The sequence below is a fragment of the Terriglobales bacterium genome, assembly GCA_035764005.1.
Lineage (GTDB): Bacteria > Acidobacteriota > Terriglobia > Terriglobales > Acidobacteriaceae > Gp1-AA112.
Genome location: DASTZZ010000103.1, coordinates 21,763 through 41,376, shown reverse-complemented (window position 1 = coordinate 41,376; position 19,614 = coordinate 21,763). Strand labels below are relative to the sequence as shown.

14 protein-coding genes are annotated in these 19,614 nt (G+C 55.7%); 12 read left to right on the top strand and 2 right to left on the bottom strand.

Annotation, left to right across the window (positions count from 1 at the left end; all coding sequences use genetic code 11):
* The first annotated feature begins 301 nt into the window (after positions 1-301).
* The 10 genes from tgt (at position 302) to VFU50_16825 (ending at position 10,184) form a co-directional block, all read left to right on the top strand.
* Positions 302-1,480: a tRNA guanosine(34) transglycosylase Tgt gene (gene tgt / locus VFU50_16870; GenBank protein ID HEU5234536.1), complete on the top strand. Its 1,179-nt coding sequence runs from the start codon at positions 302-304 to the stop codon at positions 1,478-1,480.
* Between the two features lie 171 nt (positions 1,481-1,651).
* A complete protein-coding gene (gene yajC / locus VFU50_16865; protein ID HEU5234535.1) occupies positions 1,652-1,963 on the top strand; it encodes a preprotein translocase subunit YajC in 312 nt (103 codons plus the stop codon).
* The gene (gene secD, locus VFU50_16860; GenBank protein HEU5234534.1) at positions 1,964-3,589 is read left to right on the top strand and encodes a protein translocase subunit SecD; all 1,626 of its coding nucleotides are present in this window, start codon (positions 1,964-1,966) and stop codon (positions 3,587-3,589) included. It begins immediately after the preceding gene.
* 178 nt (positions 3,590-3,767) lie between these two features.
* Complete coding sequence (gene secF / locus VFU50_16855) at positions 3,768-5,003, top strand: protein translocase subunit SecF (protein HEU5234533.1); 1,236 nt, start codon at positions 3,768-3,770, stop codon at positions 5,001-5,003.
* Positions 5,004-5,214: 211 nt separating this feature from the next.
* Positions 5,215-5,943 carry a TonB family protein gene (locus tag VFU50_16850; GenBank protein ID HEU5234532.1) on the top strand — a complete coding sequence of 243 codons (729 nt, stop codon included), beginning with the start codon at positions 5,215-5,217 and terminating at the stop codon, positions 5,941-5,943.
* A 437-nt stretch (positions 5,944-6,380) separates the two neighbouring features.
* Positions 6,381-7,079: a MotA/TolQ/ExbB proton channel family protein gene (locus VFU50_16845; protein ID HEU5234531.1), complete on the top strand. Its 699-nt coding sequence runs from the start codon at positions 6,381-6,383 to the stop codon at positions 7,077-7,079.
* 126 nt (positions 7,080-7,205) lie between these two features.
* On the top strand, positions 7,206-7,667 hold the full coding sequence (locus tag VFU50_16840; GenBank protein ID HEU5234530.1) for a biopolymer transporter ExbD: 462 nt from the start codon (positions 7,206-7,208) through the stop codon (positions 7,665-7,667).
* Positions 7,668-7,708: 41 nt separating this feature from the next.
* A complete protein-coding gene (locus VFU50_16835) occupies positions 7,709-8,152 on the top strand; it encodes a biopolymer transporter ExbD (protein ID HEU5234529.1) in 444 nt (147 codons plus the stop codon).
* A gap of 188 nt (positions 8,153-8,340) precedes the next feature.
* On the top strand, positions 8,341-9,198 hold the full coding sequence (locus VFU50_16830; GenBank protein ID HEU5234528.1) for a hypothetical protein: 858 nt from the start codon (positions 8,341-8,343) through the stop codon (positions 9,196-9,198).
* A 113-nt stretch (positions 9,199-9,311) separates the two neighbouring features.
* Complete coding sequence (locus VFU50_16825) at positions 9,312-10,184, top strand: diacylglycerol kinase family protein (protein HEU5234527.1); 873 nt, start codon at positions 9,312-9,314, stop codon at positions 10,182-10,184.
* Between the two features lie 186 nt (positions 10,185-10,370).
* On the opposite strand, the gene VFU50_16820 is transcribed toward VFU50_16825, so the two are convergent.
* A complete protein-coding gene (locus tag VFU50_16820; GenBank protein HEU5234526.1) occupies positions 10,371-11,297 on the bottom strand; it encodes a carbohydrate kinase in 927 nt (308 codons plus the stop codon).
* 1,295 nt (positions 11,298-12,592) lie between these two features.
* Between VFU50_16820 and VFU50_16815 the strand changes: the two genes are divergently transcribed.
* A complete protein-coding gene (locus VFU50_16815; protein ID HEU5234525.1) occupies positions 12,593-14,491 on the top strand; it encodes an Ig-like domain-containing protein in 1,899 nt (632 codons plus the stop codon).
* Between the two features lie 590 nt (positions 14,492-15,081).
* Here the strand turns inward: VFU50_16815 and VFU50_16810 are convergent.
* Positions 15,082-15,309: a hypothetical protein gene (locus tag VFU50_16810; GenBank protein ID HEU5234524.1), complete on the bottom strand. Its 228-nt coding sequence runs from the start codon at positions 15,307-15,309 to the stop codon at positions 15,082-15,084.
* A 153-nt stretch (positions 15,310-15,462) separates the two neighbouring features.
* Here VFU50_16810 and VFU50_16805 point away from each other — a divergent pair, with 153 nt between their 5' ends.
* Positions 15,463-19,536 (top strand): IPT/TIG domain-containing protein, encoded by a 4,074-nt coding sequence (locus VFU50_16805; protein ID HEU5234523.1) that lies wholly within the window; start codon positions 15,463-15,465, stop codon positions 19,534-19,536.
* Positions 19,537-19,614: the final 78 nt, after the last annotated feature.

Below are 19,614 nucleotides of genomic sequence, written 5' to 3'. Positions count from 1 at the left end.
CCCCGAACATGGAGTGCGCACGCTGGACTGGATGGTTGCCCTCTATGCCTGGCATGGGCGGCATCACGTGGCGCACATAACCAGCTTGCGACAGCGAATGCGATGGTGAGGAATCGGGTCATCGGGTGATCGGGCCATCGGGCCAAGTAAAATCGAGAAAATCATCGGTTCATCGACCTAGTCCGGCAGGAGCGAGCGCGCTTTTGTCCTCACTTCACCCGATCACCCGATGGCCCGATCACCCCGGGGTCCCCAGCCGGCGCTGGGTTTGCGACCGCTGGGGTGGAGGTCACCCGATTCCATGCCTCTCTCCTTCTCGATCAATGCCGCAGACGGTCCCGCCCGCCTCGGCCGCATCGCTACACCCCACGGCGAAATCGAGACTCCGGTGTTCATGCCGGTTGGCACTCTCGCATCGGTCAAAGGTGTGCCACAGCACATTCTGGAAGAACTCGGCGTACAAATTCTTCTCGGGAACACCTATCACCTGTATTTGCGTCCTGGACACGAGGCGATTTGCCAGATGGGCGGGCTGCACCGGTTCATGTCTTGGGAGCGCAGCATTCTTACCGACTCCGGCGGATTCCAGGTTTTCAGCCTTAACGAGTTGCGCAAGGTCAGCGAGCGCGGCGTCGAGTTCCGCTCGCATCTTGATGGGTCGAGCCACTTCTTCACTCCCGAGCGTTCGATGGAAATCCAAATTGCTCTTGGCGCCGACATCATCATGGCATTCGACGAATGCACGGAGCACCCTGCGACGAGGGAACGCGCGAAGGAGTCCATGGAGATGACGTCGCGCTGGGCGCGGCGGAGCAAGGAATATTTTGAAGTTCATAAAGCCGACGTCCCTTGGCGAGCACTAGTAGAGACGCGGCATGCTGCATCTTTAGCACAGATCTCCGAAACCCAGTCCCTTTTCGGGATTGTTCAGGGGGGCATGTATCCCGATCTGCGCCGCGAATCCGCCGAGCGTCTGCTGGAGCTAGACTTTCCTGGTTACGCCATCGGCGGGCTCAGCGTGGGTGAGCCGCGGGAGCTCACGCGCGAGATCATCGAGAGCACGCTTCCTCTTCTCCCCAAAGACAAGCCGCGGTACGTGATGGGCGTCGGCTATCCGGAGGAGATCGTCGAGTACGCCGCGATGGGCGTCGACATGATGGACTGCGTGCTGCCCACACGAGCTGCGCGGCATGGTCTGCTGTTCACCTCAGAGGGACGGATGAATATCAAGAATGCGCGTTTTGCCCGCGATCAGCGGCCGCCGGATCCTGCATGTGACTGCATGGTTTGCTCGCGTTACACGCGAGCGTATCTCCGTCATTTGTTTGTCTCTGGAGAGGCGCTGGCTGCGGTGCTGAACACCATCCACAACCTCGCGCATTACCTTGACACGATGCGCAGTGTCCGTCATGCTATTAAAACTGGAGAGTTGCGAGCGAAGCGATCTGAGGCCGCGCAGGTTTCAGAGCAATCGAGCTAAGCAGGCTCTCCTCTAGCCGCGCCCCAGAATTGGGTAATTGAGTAATCGGGTAAGTTCGTAACGCGCGGCATGGCGAGGCCGGTAGTTGCAAGTGCCTCTGGCAATTACCCAATTACCAAATTACTCAATTAGAAAATCTCCCCCTGGTTTCAGAGCGAAGCCTTGATTCAAATGCACGCAATTCCCAGCCTGTTGGCGCAGTCGTCGGGGTCTGCCATCTTCGGCCTGCTCCCGCTGATCGCGATCTTCGCGATCTTTTATTTCATGCTGATCATGCCGCAGCAGAAGAAGCAGAAGAAGTGGCAGGCAATGCTGGCGAGCCTGAAAAATGGCGACAAAGTTGTCACCAGCGGCGGCATTCGCGGCACCGTGATCTCTCTCAGGGACGACGCCGTACAACTGCGCGTCCCTCCCGACAACCTGCGGATTGAAGTGGCCCGAGCGGCCGTCACCGCGCTCGTGAATCCAGAAGAAGCAAAGTAAATGCGTAAAAACCTTCTCTCAAAGACCCTGCTGATCATCGGAACGCTGCTGATCTTTGTCTACGGCGTCTTTCTCGGTACCGATCCCGAGAAGGCCATTAATGCCTGGAAACAACAAGGCGTTCTCGGTGCGATCCAGGAGAACATTCACCTTGGTCTCGACCTCAAGGGCGGTACTCACCTCATTCTGCAAGTTGCTGTGAACGAGGCGGTGAATGCCGATACCGATCGCACGCTTTCAGGACTGAAAGATGACCTGAGCAAAGCCGGGATCGCGTCGCCCGACATTACTAAGCCTGATCCGGTCAATCACCCTGAGGTCATGCAGATCAAAGGCGTGCCTCCGGACAAGATCGGCGCGCTGCGGGAAACCGTCAGCGACAACTTCCCACAGTACGAACTACAGAGCGGCCCGAACAATACCTATCAGTTCGTGATGAAGCCCTCGGAAGTCACGTCGCTTAAGCAGCGCGCTGTTCAGCAGGCAATTGAGACGATCCGCAACCGTGTGGATCAGTTCGGCGTGACCGAGCCGACTATCCAGGAGCACGGGATGGGCGCCTATCAGATTCTCGTAGAGCTGCCGGGTGTTGATGACCCCGCCCGCGTAAGAGACCTGATTCAGTCCACGGCGATGCTGGAGATCCGGCAGTCAATGGGCGGCCCGTATCCTGACGAGCAATCTGCGTTACAGGCGAATGGTGGCAGCATTCCTCCGGATGAGGTAATCCTGCCCGGCGCAACCGGTCAGGGTGGCGGACAGCCGGAGTATTGGGTTGTGTCCCGCACTTCCGCGGTTGCGGGCAGCGACATTCGCGATGCCCAGCCGAGCCGCGACGAAAATGGTCGTCCGGATGTGCAGTTCAATCTTTCCAACGATGGGGGACGCCGTTTCTTTGCGTTTACCAGTGCTCACGTGAACGACAAGCTAGCCATCGTGCTTGATAATCGCGTCCGTGAGGTTGCCAATATTCAGGAGCCAATTCGGGATAGCGTTCGCATAGCCGGCGCGTTTACCGAAGAGCAGACGCATGATCTCTCCATGATGCTGCGCTCCGGCGCGCTGCCCGCGAGCATTCATTATCTGAATGAAGAAACCGTAGGTCCGTCGCTCGGGGCCGATTCGATTCGAGCAGGCGTGCTCGCTGCAGTTGTCGGCATGGCAGCCGTGCTCATCTTCATGCTGATTTATTACCGCGGCGCGGGCATCAATGCCGATTTGGCACTGTTGCTGAACCTGGTCATTTTGCTCGGATTTCTCGGATTCAGCCATGCGTCACTTACGCTGCCGGGAATTGCCGGTGTGATTCTGACTATCGGTATGGGCGTCGACTCGAACGTGCTGATCTTTGAGCGCATCCGCGAAGAGCTCCGCGCGGGGAAGGCTCCGGCTGCGGCGGTCGATCAGGGATTCGCACATGCGTGGCTGACGATCGTCGATACGCACGTGACGACAATTGTTTCGGCATTCATTCTGTTCATTTTTGGAACCGGCCCAGTGCGCGGATTTGCCACCACCCTGACCTTCGGTCTGCTGGCAAACCTGTTCACCGCCGTGTTCGTCTCGCGCGTGATCTTCGATGCGATCTTGAATCGGAAGGAACGCGGGGAAGCGTTGAGTATTTAGAAGCTTATTCACCACGGAGACACGGAGGCACGGAGAAAGGCATTTGAGTGGGCTCTCGAAGTTCCACTCGGTATGGTCGAGCCAGATTAATAAGTCGACTGGAGTGCCTTTCACCTTTTTTTGTTTTTCTCCGTGACTCCGTGTCTCCGTGGTGAAAACGATTTTCAAAGGTTACAAATTGGAATTCTTTAAAAGCACCAACATCGACTTTCTCGGGAAGAAGTGGTACTTCCTCAGCTTTTCTTTGATATTCAGCGTGGCGGGATTGATCTCGCTGATCTTCTGGCACGGTATTCCGTGGGGCGTTGACTTCCGCGGCGGTACCCAGGTTGACGTGAAGTTCGTCAATGGCGTCGATGACGGCAAGATTCGTCGCTCCATCGATGCGGCGGGGTATCACGACTTCAAGATTCAGAGCATCGGCGGCGCCGGCGCCAACGAAGTCATCATCAGCCTTCCCGAAAAGGAAACCAGCGAGCAATCCCTTGATCGAGGACGCGCGGCCATCGTCGCGGTGATGGAGAAGTATTTCGGCGGTACTAGTGACCAAGGCAAGCTTGATCTGAATAACTCCAGTTCGAGTCAAATCTCCGACTACCTGCTGAACAAAGATCCTCTCCACTTGGGAACCGATGCCGGCGCTCGCTACGGCGCAATCGCGCGGCAGATCACCGATTTCCGCGATAAGACCCGCTCCGGTGTGCTCGGCTCAATCGACGACCTGAACAGCGTCATTCAGCCGCAGATAGTCTCCTCCTTGAAAGAAGGAGCTTTCACTTCTGGTTTCGGCGTGCGTAGCGTGCAGATCGTCGGTCCGCAAGTAGGAAAGCAGCTGACGCATCAGGCCGAATGGGCAACGCTCTATTCGCTCGCGGGAATGCTGGTTTATCTCGCGTTCCGCTTCGAGTGGATCTATGGCGTGGCCGCTGTGGTCGCGGTCTTCCACGATACTTTGATCACCATCGGCGCGTTCTCCTTGACGAATCAAGAGATAACGCTTACCGTTATCGCCGCGATACTTACGCTGATCGGATATTCGATGAACGACACCATCGTCGTCTTCGATCGTATCCGGGAGAACGTGAAGCTGCTCCGGCGTGAGTCGCTGGCGGAGATCGTTAACCGCAGCATCAATCAGACCCTGAGCCGAACCGTGCTGACTTCAGGGCTGACGTTTCTGACGGTGCTCTCGCTGTATCTTTTCGGCGGCGAGGTTCTTCGCGGGTTTTCCTTTGCCCTGGTTGTGGGCATCCTAATTGGTACTTACTCTTCGATTGCTGTAGCTGCCCCCATGCTGGTCGCGTACCAGGATTGGCGCTTAAAGAAGACTGGCAAAGTAGTGTTGCCGGGAGCCAGCACGCGAAGAGGAACGCAGAGGACAGGGAAGTTACAGGGGACGGGAACGAGGAGCTGAGGAAGAAGCAATTAGCGATCAGCCGTCAGCAATCAGCTTTGATTCGGGTTGTGCAGGCGGTTTGGTCGATTCTGATTCATGCTTGTAACTGGGCGAAAGCCGGTTTCGCTGAATGCTGAGAGCTGACTGCTGACGGCTGCTCCTCCCCCGGGAGCAAAATCATCGTCCCCGGTGTCTAAACATCAGCTATTGCCCTATTGGAGAGATAGGTATGTTTGAGGACAGCCTGGTCGAATCTTCGGGACGAATCAAAACCAAGCGTGGAGTGACAACTTTCTTGTCATTCGCTTTGCAGATCCTGCTGCTTGGTGTTCTGGTCCTGATCCCGCTCATCTACACGGAGGCGCTGCCGAAACAGCAGCTCATGACGTTCCTGGTTGCGCCGCCGCCACCGCCGCCACCGCCGCCACCGCCGCCCGCAGCTCCGGTACATGTGGTGAAGGTGCAGACGGAAATTGTCAACAATCAGCTCCGCGCCCCAACCAAGATTCCCAAAAAAGTCGAAATGCTCAAGGAAGACGAAGCCCCACCGCCGAGTATCGGCGTAGTAGGCGGAGTTCCGGGCGGCGTTGCTGGTGGAGCAGCAGGCGGCGTACTTGGCGGAATTATTGGATCGTCATTGCCTCCTCCGAAGGTCGCCGCGCCACAAAAGGTAAGGGTGTCATCCGGTGTAGTCGCGGGTAATAAGATTTCCGGACCGAATCCGGTGTATCCAGCGATTGCCAAGACGGCTCGCATTCAAGGCCAAGTCGTGCTGCAGGCTGAAATCAGCAAGGGTGGAACGATTCAGAACCTGCACGCGGTAAGCGGACCCCCGATGCTGTACCAATCCGCGATCGACGCGGTTCGGCAGTGGCGCTACAAGCCGTACATTTTGAACGGCGAGCCGGTGGAAGTGGAAACCACCATTCAGGTGAATTTCACGCTGAACGGTGGATAGTAACCATGCAGTCAGCAATCAGCGCTGATTGCTGAAAGCTGGGTGCTCGGGTTCTTCTCCGGAAAACCCGAATGCACGATGTGAGCTTCTGATGGTTGGAGGGGCAGAGCTGCCCCTCCCTGTGTTGTTCTGTTTTTCCCCTCGACCAGACACAGCTTTGCTCATCTGCTGGAGAGCGTGTTTGAATCGAGAGTTCTTGATCAGCGACTCGGTACTAACTGAAAGATTTTTCTGGTGGTGCGATTGCCGCTTCCGAGCGGATCGCGCGGGAACATCTAAGGCATGGACGGAGTCGAATTTTGTAAGCAAATATTGCGGGCTTTGATGTTCAACAATCATCGTCGCACTGAAACGCATAGTTCTGAGGAGGACTAACTCAAGTGATTCAACTGGCAACTCTCGCAACGGTGGCGTATTACAAGCTGCCTGTACTGGCCATGTGGCTCCAGACTGATACTGGCGAAATCGGGTGGGACCCGATCTCGCTGTGGAAGCAGATGGGCTGGCTGGCGCGCATCGTCGTGATCATTCTCTTCATCATGTCGGCGTGGTCGATTGGTGTGATGATCGACCGCTACATCGCCTTCAACGCCGCGCGCAAGCAGTCGCGTTCGTTTGCTCCGCAGGTTGCCGGCGCACTGCGCGACGGCAAGATCGACGAAGCTATCCGCGTGGCCGAGCGCAACAAGAAGTCGCATCTGGCGAAGGTCGTCACCGCTGGTCTGCAGGAGTTCAAGGCCCACGGTGAATCTACCGACATTCCTGGCGAGCAGATTGAAGCCAGCAAGCGCGCTCTCGAGCGTGCCGAAGCCATCGTTCACGCCGAACTGAAGCGCGGACTCGGCGGTCTCGCCACCATCGGTTCCACGGCTCCGTTCGTCGGACTGTTCGGCACCGTGGTCGGTATTTTGAACGCCTTCCGCCAGATCTCGGCGCAGAAGACCTCCGGCCTCGGCGCAGTCGCCGGTGGTATTTCGGAAGCGCTGGTGACGACCGCTATCGGATTGTTCGTCGCCATCCCCGCCGTCATGATGTTCAACTACTTCACCAATAAGGTTGAAGCCTTCGACGTGGAGATGGATAACTCGTCCTCTGAGCTGATCGATTACTTCCTGAAGCGCAGCGGACGTCGGTAATTGTTATACGCAGTTCGAGAGTAGCCAACGCCTCCTTCGGCCAGCAACGCGCTGAACGTCGAAGGAGGCTCCTCCTCGGCTGAATCCCGGACGCAGCAGAGCGTCCAACAGAGATAGGCAAACACAATGTCTTTAGTGAAAAGAGACGAAGGCAAGAAGGTCAACTCCGACATCAACGTCACGCCGATGGTCGACGTGATGCTGGTTCTGCTGATCATCTTCATGGTCATCACGCCCATGCTGCAGAAAGGTCACAGCGTGGAGCTGGCACAGACCAATAATCCGGAGCAAATGCCGGATGCGGATAAAGAAGACGCAATCCTGATCGCAATTACTCGCGACAACAAGATCTACCTGAACAACGATCAGATGGGCGCCGACCAGCTTAGCGATAAAGTTCGCGACCGTCTGGCCAACAAGACCGATAAGCGCGTTTACGTGAAGGCTGACGCCCGCGCGAAGTACGGAACTGTGGTCTCGGTAGTGGATAACGTTCGTTCGGCTGGAGTCGATCAGTTGGGCCTGCTCACCGAGCAGAAGCGTCCGCTGGCGGACCAGCCAGCCAAGACAACCGCCGGCGGCGAGTAACTTAGCTCCCGCACGTAGGCGGGAATATAGAGGATTCCAATATGGCAATGACAACGGGGGGCTCCGGTGGTGGCCCCAGCGCAAGCATCAACGTAACCCCGCTCATCGACGTTTTGCTGGTGCTGCTGATCATCTTCATGGTCATCACTCCGCTCACGCCGCGCGGACTCGACGCGCTCGTTCCGCAGCCTCCGAAGGACAAACAGAAGCAGCAGGAACCGAACGATCGCACCATCGTGGTTTCCGTGAATCAGGGTGTTCCTGGGCAGCGTCCGACGTTGAAAATCAACCAGGACGATGTGGGTTGGAACGACTTGCAGACGCGACTCACTGACATATTCAAGACCCGCGCCGAACGCGTAATGTTCGTGAGAGGCGACGATGAAGTGCCGTTCTCGGACGTAGCGCAGGTCATCGATATTGCGCACGCGTCCGGTGTAGATAAGGTTGGGTTGATGACGGCGAAGATCGAAGCAGGACAGTAGAAGAATCGGGTGATCGGGCCCTCGGGTGATCGAGTCATCGGGTGAAGTAAATGCGGTGACTTGAGCTTTGGGTCTTACTTCACCCGATGACCCGATCACCCGATTCTCCGCTGCGTCGATTCACCTTGTACAATGCTGTAATTTCATCAGCACGAAATTTTTTGCCGTACTGGCAAGGACAAACTTTCATGAACAGAAGCGCACGTTTCCTGGCATTGCTCGCCGCGCTGGCGTCACTGACCGGGGTGGGATGTGACAAGCTCAGAGCGCGAGATCAGCTCAACAAGGGCGTCCAGTCGTATCGAGGCGCACAGTATGACGCTGCTATCGAACACTTCAAGAATGCGGTAAATCTCGATCCGAACCTTTCCGTGGCCGGCCTTTATCTCGCTACCGCGTATGCGCAGCAATGCGTTCCTGGCGTCGATACTCCTGAGAACACTCGCAACTGCAACCAGGCGATCGACGAATTCAAAAAGCTCCTCGAGAAGGATCCGAACAACATCAACAGTCTGAAAGGGATCGCTTCTCTTTACTTCAACATGGCCAGCGGTGCGACCAAGCCTGAGGACAAGCTGCAGGATCTGGAAGAGGCAAAGTCGTATCACGAGAAAGTCTTGCAGGCCGATCCCAGCGATCCTGAAGCCTACTACTCAGTTGCCGTCATTGATTGGACCGAAGCTTACAAGCGGCGCATGGATGCAAAGACCGCTGCCGGAATTAAAGCGGACGAGCCAATCAAAGACAAAAAGCTCTGCGCCGATATCCAATCGAAGAACCAGCAGGAAGTGCAGGAAGGCATCGACGACCTGAATAAAGCTATCAATTTGCGTAAAGACTATGACGACGCGATGGCATACCTGAACCTGCTTTTCCGCGAGAAGGCCGATCTCGAGTGTGGTGATCCCGAAGCACGTAAACAAGATCTTGCCACTGCCGACGACTGGGTCAAGAAGACCATGGAAACCAAGAAGGCCAAAGCCGAAAAACAGCAAGGCCCAGGCGGCATCGTCCTCGATCAGCCAAAATCGGGCGGCACACAGTAATCTGAAAAAGCTATTCATCACCGAGAACCCGGATTGACAGAATCCGGGTTTTCCTTTTGCGGCAACTCGAACCGGGCGCCACCGCACACACGTAGTCTGATCACTGTAGAACCATGATCGCGCACGCAATTCTCGGTCCGGGTGCCCGCGATAGCGATCTTCGACTTCTGCGTTCTACTGGACTCACTATTCATGCTTCCAGAGCTTTCACGAGCATCGATGATGTGAGTCTCTTTATCGTTCTGGGCGGCGATGGAACCATCCATCGCTTTCTTCCCGAATTGGCGCGCTCGTCGAAGCCGGTACTCGTCGTGCCCTGTGGAAGCGGCAACGATCTGGCGCGCGCTCTTGGAATTCGTTCCGCTGCTGCCGCGACAACTCTCGCGCGCGATTTCGTCAACGGGAATGCCGCAATCAGGCAGATCGACATCGGCATCATCACGGATTCCGCCGGCAAGGAAACGCCATTCTGCTGCACCGCCGGGATCGGCCTTGACGCCGCTGCAGGCGAGTTTGCGAATCGTATGCCGCGATGGCTGCGCGCCCGTGGCGGATATCTGATTGCCGCGATGAATGGGATACTCATGAATCCCAAATTGGAACTGACCCTTACCGCCGGTGACGTCGGCCTGGCTGAGAGGATCGAGCAAGCTGCATGCCTCTTTACCATCGCCAATACTCCCTCGTTCGGCGGAGGTCTACGGATCGCCCCAGATGCGAGCCTCGACGATAGCCAATTCGATTGCATTCTCGCCGAAGCCATGACGAAGACGAGACTGGCGCGCGCATCGCTTTCCTTGCTTCGTGGAACTCATCTTGGCCTGCCGGAAGTTCACTTTATGCGTATGACGAGCGTGCGCATTAAGAGCAGCCCCCCAGCGAACATCTATGCGGATGGAGAGTTCGTCTGCGAGACCTCATGCGAGGTGCGCATCGCAGCTGGAGCGCTCCGCGTTCTGTCACTCGGAACCGGTAGTTCCAAATAGGGAATGCCCATAGCATTGCAGCGAAGCACGTTTTGCACGACTCTTCCCTTATCGGGACAGCTATAGCAGTTTCTTAGTTGCTGTGGCTCCCTAAATACCCTGTCATCCTGAGCCAAGGAGCGAAGCGACGCGGGCGAAGGACCCTGTGGTTTCCCTTTTTGGGGCTGCACTAACTCTGAAAATGCTCTAAGCCGAACTCATTGCTTTTCTCTCCTCTTCTTTAAGTACCGGCATCCCGCCGGCCTGGGATGCCACCCACGATGCCCATCGATCGGCAAAAGCGAGTGTCTGTTCCAGGTCCACGCCTCGGATGAGGCAGTGAGTCACGGCGGCGCTAAAGGCGTCGCCGGCGCCGATCGTATCGCGGACCTTCACAGCAAATCCAGGATGCTCGACGACGCGCGAGCCATCGGTCGCCGCAGCGCCACGCTCGCCACGCGTAACCAAAAGAAGCTTCACCCCAAGTTTCCGCCGCATTGCCGGCATCAACTCTGTTGCTGACTGGCCGGGAATTCCAAACATCTCCGCGAGCTGCGGCAGCTCGAGATCGTTCATCTTCAGCACCGTCGTAAAGCGCAGAGCAGCTTCGATCACGGTTCGCGAGTAAAAGGGCTTGCGCAGATTGATGTCAAAAACTCTCAGGCACGACGCCGGCGTATGTTCGAGGAACCGCAGAATGGTGGAACGAGATTCTGCCGAGCGCTGCGCCAGCGTGCCAAAGCAGACGGCATCGCATCGCCGCGCCAGCCGCTGCCAGTCGGATGACCACTCCAGCGCATCCCATGCGACAGGCTTTCGAATGTCGTAGTCCGGCTGCCCATTATGGAACTGAACATCGACCGTGCCCGTAGGAAGTTTCGCGTCAGTCTGGATCGCGCTCGTATCCACGTTGCGCGCATTTAATTCACTGCGAATCTTACGACCTAAAGCATCTTCGCCCACGCGGGTAGCGATCACCGCGCGATTGCCGAGCAGGGAAGCAATGTAAGCGAAATTCAAAGGAGCCCCACCCAGATGCTTTCCTGAAGGGAGCATGTCCCACAGAGCCTCGCCAATTCCGACGATTAGATGGCCGTTTAGCAGATTGCCTTCGTAATCCTGTTCGGAAGTCATAAAAGAGTTCTCAATCTCTCTTTACCCTTCCCAGCATGTTTCCACGATTTCATCGGCGAGCACTCGCACTAGAGGATTTTCCGAGTTAGTGTGATCTATGTTGGTCTTGTGGCACGAGCTCTACTAGACTCATGATGGTTCTTTCGCCGACGCTTTCAGCCACTGTCATCCTGAAGCGCTTCTTTTGCGCGAAGGATCTCCCGGAATGTGTCGGACTGAATTGCGCTTTCCAGGCTCTTGGCCAATGAGACATAGCTTTTCTGGTGAGAGCCAAGCCACAGCATTTCAGCCTGAAGCATTGCCGGAGATCCTTCGGCCAAAAGCGGGCCTTCAGGATGACAGGTGATTGAGCGCGTCCCACGATCAACTTCAACATTCGAGTAAGAACTCGTGCTCGATACGAACCGGCGGTCTACACCAACCCTGAAAATAGCACGAACCAGATAGGAATCAGCATCATACAACTGAGAGTACTGTTCATGGTATGAGTCTAACTTGGCTGCGTAACCCTGACTTTGTCTCAGGGTATCGCTGCGATTTCCTCAGGGTTACCCATCAATTTCCTGAGCGTTACCCATCGAGCGATTGCGAATTGATAAATGAAGGCAGCGAATGATTGTTCATTGGGGCAGTACTCCGTGTGATATCTCGCTTGAAGGAACAAACTTCGCATCGACAAAAGCCCTCGTTCGAGCTGAAAGTTTGTGGTGGAAATCAGCATATCTGTTTGTAAATGAGAGACATCGATGAGCATTAGCTTTACCTGACTACCTGGGGTTAACGCCCTTTTTTCCACGGCGTTAACCCCCAGATTTCCACGGCGTTAACCCCGAAATTTCCACGGCGTTAACGCCGAGTCTCAAAGGGGTTAACCCCAGTGAGACACGGAAGAAGCTCGACCACAACCATAAGCGAACCTGATCGAGACAGTGAAGATCGGCCAGTCTGAAAACTTTGTAACTCCATACGCGGCATCTCTACAAACACTACTATCTGTGCTATCCCGAAAGTGAGCGAAAGTCAAGCGAAAAAACAGTTCCCGAAATGGGCCAAATGTCTGAATCGCAAAAATAAGAATGGCGAGCATTCAAATGAAAAAAGCGGAGTACAAAGGATAAGGGCAGCCGCTCGGAAGCAGAGACCCCTCATTTCGGGCTGTTCCCTTTCTTTCCCTGAACCCATCCGAACGTGAGCGAAGAAGGTGAGACAAATGAAATCCGCGTCTCGAAAATCCATGCCGTCACTCTGGGATGGATGTAACCGTGAGGCTAGGCTCTCGATTATGATGAAGTCTTGTGAATGTCAGACGGCCTGAGTTGTTTGTCATCGCGTTGTTCGCTGCGCTTACTGCGTGTAGCGGCAAGTCCTCTTCTTCGTCCGGTGGAGGAGGTGGTTCGTCTGCGACTTTGGTTTCGATCTCGCTGAGCCCGAGCTCGCCTTCCATTCAGACCGGCGGGACGCAACCATTCACGGCTACCGGAGCATTCAGCGACAACACGACGCAGAATCTTACGAGCACGGCTACGTGGTCGTCGTCGAGCCCAAGTATTGCGACGATCAGTTCTGCCGGAATAGCCACCGGAGTAGCCGTTGGCACTACCACGATCAAAGCAGTGTCGGGGGCGATCAGCGGCACGACCACTCTCACCGTCAGCGCGACTGCACCTCCGCCGCCTACGACGGCAGACGTGCTGACCTATCACAACGATGTCGCGCGCACTGGTCAAAATCTGAAGGAGACTCTTCTCGCGCCCACAAACGTGAATGCGTCCAATTTCGGAAAACTGTTCGCGATCTCGGTAGACGGAAAAGTCGACGCGCAGCCGCTCTATGTGTCGAACGTAGCGATTTCCGGAGCCACACACAATGTGCTGCTGGTCGCCAGCGAGCACGACAGTGTGTACGCGTTCGATGCCGATACGGGCGCCAAACTCTGGCAAGTCTCGATGCTCAAGACGGGAGAAACCACGTCGGAGCCGCGCCTTGGCTGCGGTCAGGTCTCGCCTGAGATCGGAGTCACGGCTACGCCTGTCATCGATCGCAACGCCGGTCCGAACGGTACTGTGTATGTAGTCGCAATGAGCAAGAATTCTGCGCCAACGTACTTTCAACGGCTGCACGCGCTGAATCTTGCAACCGGCGCGGAAGAGTTTGGTGGGCCCCAGGATGTGCATGCGACCTTTCCCGGAACGGGAGCGAACAGCAGTGGAGGCTCGGTTTTGTTCGATCCGGGAGCGTACAAAGAGCGTCCTGGACTGCTTTTGCTGAATGGCGTCGTGTACACAAGCTGGTCGTCGCATTGCGACGTGGATCCGTACACCGGCTGGATGATCGGCTACGATCAAAACACGCTGTCGCAGACGACGGTCATCAACATCGTTCCCAATGGCAGCGAGGCCTCATTCTGGAACAGCGGAGCCGCTCCGGCAGCCGACGCCGCCGGCAACATCTATCAGCTCGCCGCAAACGGAACCTTCGACAGCACGCTCAACGCAAACGGCTTCCCAGCCCAAGGTGATTTCGGGAATGCGTTCATCAAGTTCTCGACCGTTAACAACAAACTGGCTGTGGCGGATTATTTCGCGCTATTCAACACCGCGAGTGAATCCAGCGCCGATACCGATCTGGGATCGGGTGGCGCCATGCTGCTTCCCGATCTGACCGATGGCTCCGGCGTTGTGAAACATCTCGCGGTGGGCGCCGGCAAGGACGAAAACATTTACGTCGTCGATCGCGACAACATGGGCAAATTCAATCCCTCGACCAACAACATCTACCAGCAACTGACCAGCGCAATCGGCGCGGAATTCGGCGCACCCGCATTTTTCAATAACACGGTCTTCTTCGGCGGAGTGAACGACAGGCTAAAAGCGTTCTCGGTCACGAATGCGAAACTCAGCGCGAATCCGACTTCCCAAACCGGCAACACCTTTCCCTATCCGGGAACCACGCCTTCGATTTCTGCAAATGGAAATGCGAACGGCATCGTCTGGGCAGCCGAAAACGGCAGCACAGCCGTGCTCCACGCCTACGATGCGTCAAACCTCGGCACGGAACTCTACAACAGCAACCAGGCCGCAAATGGCCGCGATCACTTTGGCACGGGCAACAAATTCATCGTGCCTACCGTAGCAAACGGCAAAGTGTACGTGGGGACGACCACTGGAGTCGGAGTATTCGGGCTTCTGCATTGATGATTGTGACCTGGATGAAGTACTTGGCAGAGGTGATGAAATCAGCCCCGGCTCGGATGATCTCTCCCCGCGATTGCCACTTTTCGGCAACATCGTTGGGATCAGATCTAACTTGTGTACGATTTTCGTACACTCTTGTTCCAAAAAGTGAGCAGTTCTCTTTCGGGAATTGATTAAAGCTGGTTTTCCACAACTCCAATGAAGAATTCGCTTGACCTCATTACGTCACCGCCCTATAAGTAACTCCCAATTCCCATTCTGCTACTCGTTGCTGGCGCGGGACAGACGCTCCGCTCGAATGCAAGATGTTTGGAATTCACTATACCCGCGACAGTCAACGGACGTTGATCTCGCGGCGCATGGTGGACGCTGTGTGGATTCTTTTCCGAACCAGGAAGATTCAGCGTGCTTGCATTCTGAAGGAGCTCCTCCATGAAACGATTGGCTTCGCGATATTTCGCTTTTCTGATCTGTCTCTTCACGTTTCCGGCAGTTTCATTTGCGGTGGGACCTAGCATTACGTCTATAAGCCCAGTCTCTGGCGTGATTGGGACCCCGGTTACGATCAACGGGTCTAGCTTCGGTAATTCTCAGGGCAACAGTACCGTCAAATTCAATGGGACCACAGCGGCTCCAAGCAGTTGGAGCGCTACGAAGATCGTTGTGTCCGTGCCGAGCGGCGCGACTTCCGGAAACATAGTCGTGACCGTGTCCAATAAGGCCAGCAATGGGGTGAACTTCACCGTCTTCCCGAACATCAGCAGCCTATCCCTGAACGCTGCAGCCGCTGGAATTTCGATTACCATTTCGGGAAGCATTTCGGCACATCGCAGGGAGGCAGTACGATTACGTTCAACGGCGCTGCAGGTCTTCCCACAAGCTGGAGCGCCACGCAAATCGTCGTACCGGTACCCAGCAGCGCCACCAACGGAAACGTAGTAGTCACGGTCGGAGGATTCTCGAGTAATTCGGTGCCGTTCACAGTTCTGCACGGCTATGTTGGCGGGCGGATGGAGATGACGCCGTTCTCTTATCCGCCTGACTATTCGCAGATAAACCTCAGTGATCCGGAAGTCCTCGATTGGGTTCATTGGGGGTTATCGGGCGCAAGTGGCGTCGATCGCAAGAGTGGTGCAAACCTCATTAGCGGTCTTACCGTTATCGGAGCCGAAGCCCCGACGCAGTACGCGAGTTGTGCAGACCATTTCAGTTGGACCAACGGAAACGTAAATACGAATGTCGTGGATGCCTGCTCTGGGTTGTTTTTGCAGTCCGTCGGAGATGGTTTTCAAATTACAGTGCCGGCGGATACTACACCCAAGACTCTGAAGCTGTACGTGGCAACCGACCACGGCAGCGGCCGTCTTCAGGCATCCCTGAGCGATAGCTCCGCAGTGCCTTACAGTGACTCGTCGATGCTTACTGGTGGCGACGCAGGCGGAACCTACAGCATCGACTTTGAGTCAGCTTCCGCAGGGCAGACGCTAACGGTGGTTTACACGCTTACCGTCGCCGGCGATATCACGATCGAGGCCGCAGAGCTAACTCCGAAGCACCCTAATGTGGCCATTACTCAGCCCTCGACCGGTCAAAGTTTTACGGCTCCAGCAAGCTTCACGGCTAGTGTTCAGGCTTCGCAAATCGGCTCGACCATCGGCAGTGTTTCACTGCTCCAAGACGGCAATTCGCTACTCACGCTGAATAATTCTCCGTTCGACTTCCAGGTCAGCAATCTCGCGGCGGGCAACTACGAGTTCTCGGCGAGTGCTGCAGACTCCAGCGGTCTGGCGCAGGCGTCATCACCTGTAGCTTTGCATGTGGTGGGAAGTGGTGGGGAGCTCGCTGCCAGCGTCGCAGTTCCGCCATCTACGGTGGATTTAACCCAGCAAGGGACCGCGGATTGGGTGCTGTACGGCAGACAAGAATTCGGGGCAGAGAATCCAGTCAATCTGGACCGAAAGGGAAACGTTTCTCCCCTGATCGCGGCGGCTTCACGCATTAATTGGGCATTTTGGTATCAGTACGGAGATAATCTCGTCACCTACACGGCCGAGGATGCAACGCAATCATTTGGTCCACAAACTACCGGAATCTATTCTCCAAACCCGGCCTCTGGGTTTCAGTTCACCATCAGCGCAGGCCTAACCGAGCGCACGGCAAACATCTATGTCGGCGCCTGGCAGGCCCAAGGAAAACTTGAAGCTTACTTGAGTGATGGGAGCGCTCCCGTTTACATTGACACCTCAACGGATACTACCGATCACATCAACCACGTATATACGATCAAGTACCACGCTGCCTCGGAAGGCCAGCACCTGATCATTCGCTACACGCTGCTAACCAATCACGCATTTGGGAATGTCACCCTGCAGGCGGTCACCGTAGATGGTGCTCCTCGACAGGCTCCGTCGATAACGAGTGTGTCTCAAGCGGCTGATCCGAGGGGTACCCTGATTTGGATCTACGGCGCCAAGTTCGGAACCACTTCCGGAACCGTCCTGTTCAATGGGGCGCCTGCTCAGGTGCTCTACTGGAGCGACACAGCCATTGAAGTGTCAGTCCCGCCCGGTGCCACATCGGGTCCGATTGTCGTCAGCACAGACGGCGCTTCCAGTAACGGGCTGAACTTCACGGTGACCCACGCCACGCCGCCTGGACCACCGGCAACGATAGCGCCGTCGCAGGTGAGTTTGTTTGTTGGGGACACACGGAAGTTTCAAGTTCTGGACAGTTCCGGTCGACCGACGACAGCGTCATCATGGACCAGCAGCGATACCACCATCGCCGATTTTGGTCCCGACCCAGACGATCCGACAGGAACGCCTATCCTCACCGCTAAAGCCTCAGGCCAGGTGACCATCAATGCTGATTCAGCCACTGCTACGGTCACGGTGTATCCACAGGGGACGAGCTTTCCTGCGGGAACAGTCTTGTGGTCGGTGCCCAGCGCGTCCGCAGGTGGAGGGAGCGGCGCTTTTAGCGTGCAGGCGATGCCGGCGCCTTCAAGTCTGGCCGACCTGCTCATCGTGCAGCCGTCGGGATTGGTGCAGGCTCTAAAAGCGGATGGCACGCCGGTGTGGAATGCAAGTTTCGGCTTTAATGCTGCCCACGCTTTGCCCGATGCAAACGGCGGAATTATCGGGTTCACTGACGGCTCAACGCCTATGACCCGCATCGACAGCTCGGGCAAGCCCACCTGGAGCATTCCCCCAACTGACTATCACTTTTGGTCATGGAACATTTCGATTCATCCAGACGGGACAATTTTCATCCTCGGGACGCTTAAGCAGCCGCCGGATAATGCGCAGACGACTACGTACGTAATAGGAATCGATGGCCTAACCGGAGGCGAGAAGTTTCGCGTTCCGGTGGCCAGCCCAAATGAGCCCGCGGCGAGCACTATCACGATTGCTCCAGACGGCGATGCCTACTTGGAACACATACTCGAGACGACGTCGCAAACGCAACAGAACACTGATGTCACTACAATTATTGATTCGACTTCGGCTGCCTCACTGCGGATCATGAAAATCGGACCAGACGGTACTTACGCCGACAGCGAGATCCAAAATTGGTCGAGCACCTATCATGAGGAAGACGATTTCTCCGACAGTGGAGCCACTGAGGTAGCAACGTATTCCTATAGTCCCGCACCGTTACCTCTGTTTTCCTTGAAGGAAATTATTCCCGATAATCACGGCAATCTGCTGGCATCTTGGAGCTACGCGGTTCCGGGCTGGACGCAAACTTGCACCACTATCAACCGGCATAGCCAACAACAGAGCACAACCTGCAGCGGCGAGGTGCCGGGACAGGATAGCCAAGCACACGTGGGTTTGTTGATCGGCACAACTCTGCAGAACGATTTCACCCTCAGTGGTGTCAATGAGTTCACAGGGCCTATGGTGATGGGAGAAGGCGATACCGCATTCGCAACGGTGTACGGATCAGACAATCTCAACCGAATTGTTGCATTCAATGCTGCAACTGGGGCCGCGCTGTGGAGCACGCCTGCAACGTCCGATGAACTCAGTCCAATATTAGCGCTCGCGGGGGATGGCATCATGATCGGTCAGACAAGCGGAAGCTCACCATCGACCATCACCCGTTATGATGGAGGCGGGAACTCTACGCCAGACCTCGTAGCAGGGTATAGCCCTCAATATCTCAGGGCAGGAGGCTTACTACTCACACTCGACACTTCGGGCCTGTTCACTGCATATGCCGATGCAGCAGTTAACTTGGCTAGATCGGATTGGGACCAGCCCGGGGGGAACGGCGCGAGAACAGCGCCAACCGAATGGCCGCAACTCGTGAGATGCAGTGACGGCGTAACTAGCGAATGCGCACAGCACAGTTGGACAGTCGCTACGGGCGGGCCCAGGGATTGGATCTTCAATGGGTTGTATGCCCTCGAGCGACTACTTGGAACGCCTTGCGTGAGAAACTCATCCGATCCGGCAGAAATACAAGCTTGCAATATCTCTGACTATGTTTTTACGTCACAAGTAAAAGATGCCAATGGGAATCAGGGATATGGCACTGCGTTGCTAGGCTTTCTTTTAGCAAGTCCACCACAATTCTATGACGCTACGCTTTCAACCCTAATAAAGTGCGGATGGATTGAGTCCTGTTCCGGATCTGCGGAGGTCAAAGACGATTTTCTTCTCGATCCCTTTGACGCGTCTACCGTCATCTTTGACTCGCGGCAAAGGCCCACTATTCCGCCTATGAGAACATTCTTCAACCCCAACATCATCTGGAGAGAATTCCAGAATGTCTCTGGGCCTCATGATGCCGACAATATGGCGATGGTCTTTCACGAAGCGTTGCACGCATACACTCGATTACCCGATTTTCCGGACATTCTTAATTTAGCGGGACCTAGCCTCAAAAAAGAGCTTCAGTGTTCACTTGATCCGGAGAAAGGGACCTATGACGTTACGGCATTTTTGATGCAGTTTACAAACACAACTCCGCCAGCTGTAGTCCAGGGTTGTACGTCATTCGCCAATGCAACTCGGCCTACCGTACCTCCACAATGAGTCTCAAGGAAACGGGACGTATGGAAACCGCAGCGTTCGAGTAAAGGAGATTATGAGTGGGAGTCTGAGTAGATTAAG

Coding starts and splice junctions, on each gene's coding strand:
- tgt (HEU5234536.1), top strand. CDS start 302: ATGCCTCTCTCCTTCTCGATCAATGCCGCAGACGGTCCCGCCCGCCTC.
- yajC (HEU5234535.1), top strand. CDS start 1,652: ATGCACGCAATTCCCAGCCTGTTGGCGCAGTCGTCGGGGTCTGCCATC.
- secD (HEU5234534.1), top strand. CDS start 1,964: ATGCGTAAAAACCTTCTCTCAAAGACCCTGCTGATCATCGGAACGCTG.
- VFU50_16850 (HEU5234532.1), top strand. CDS start 5,215: ATGTTTGAGGACAGCCTGGTCGAATCTTCGGGACGAATCAAAACCAAG.
- VFU50_16845 (HEU5234531.1), top strand. CDS start 6,381: ATGTGGCTCCAGACTGATACTGGCGAAATCGGGTGGGACCCGATCTCG.
- VFU50_16840 (HEU5234530.1), top strand. CDS start 7,206: ATGTCTTTAGTGAAAAGAGACGAAGGCAAGAAGGTCAACTCCGACATC.
- VFU50_16835 (HEU5234529.1), top strand. CDS start 7,709: ATGGCAATGACAACGGGGGGCTCCGGTGGTGGCCCCAGCGCAAGCATC.
- VFU50_16830 (HEU5234528.1), top strand. CDS start 8,341: ATGAACAGAAGCGCACGTTTCCTGGCATTGCTCGCCGCGCTGGCGTCA.
- VFU50_16825 (HEU5234527.1), top strand. CDS start 9,312: ATGATCGCGCACGCAATTCTCGGTCCGGGTGCCCGCGATAGCGATCTT.
- VFU50_16820 (HEU5234526.1), bottom strand. CDS start 11,297: ATGACTTCCGAACAGGATTACGAAGGCAATCTGCTAAACGGCCATCTA.
- VFU50_16810 (HEU5234524.1), bottom strand. CDS start 15,309: ATGCTTCCCGAAATGGTAATCGAAATTCCAGCGGCTGCAGCGTTCAGG.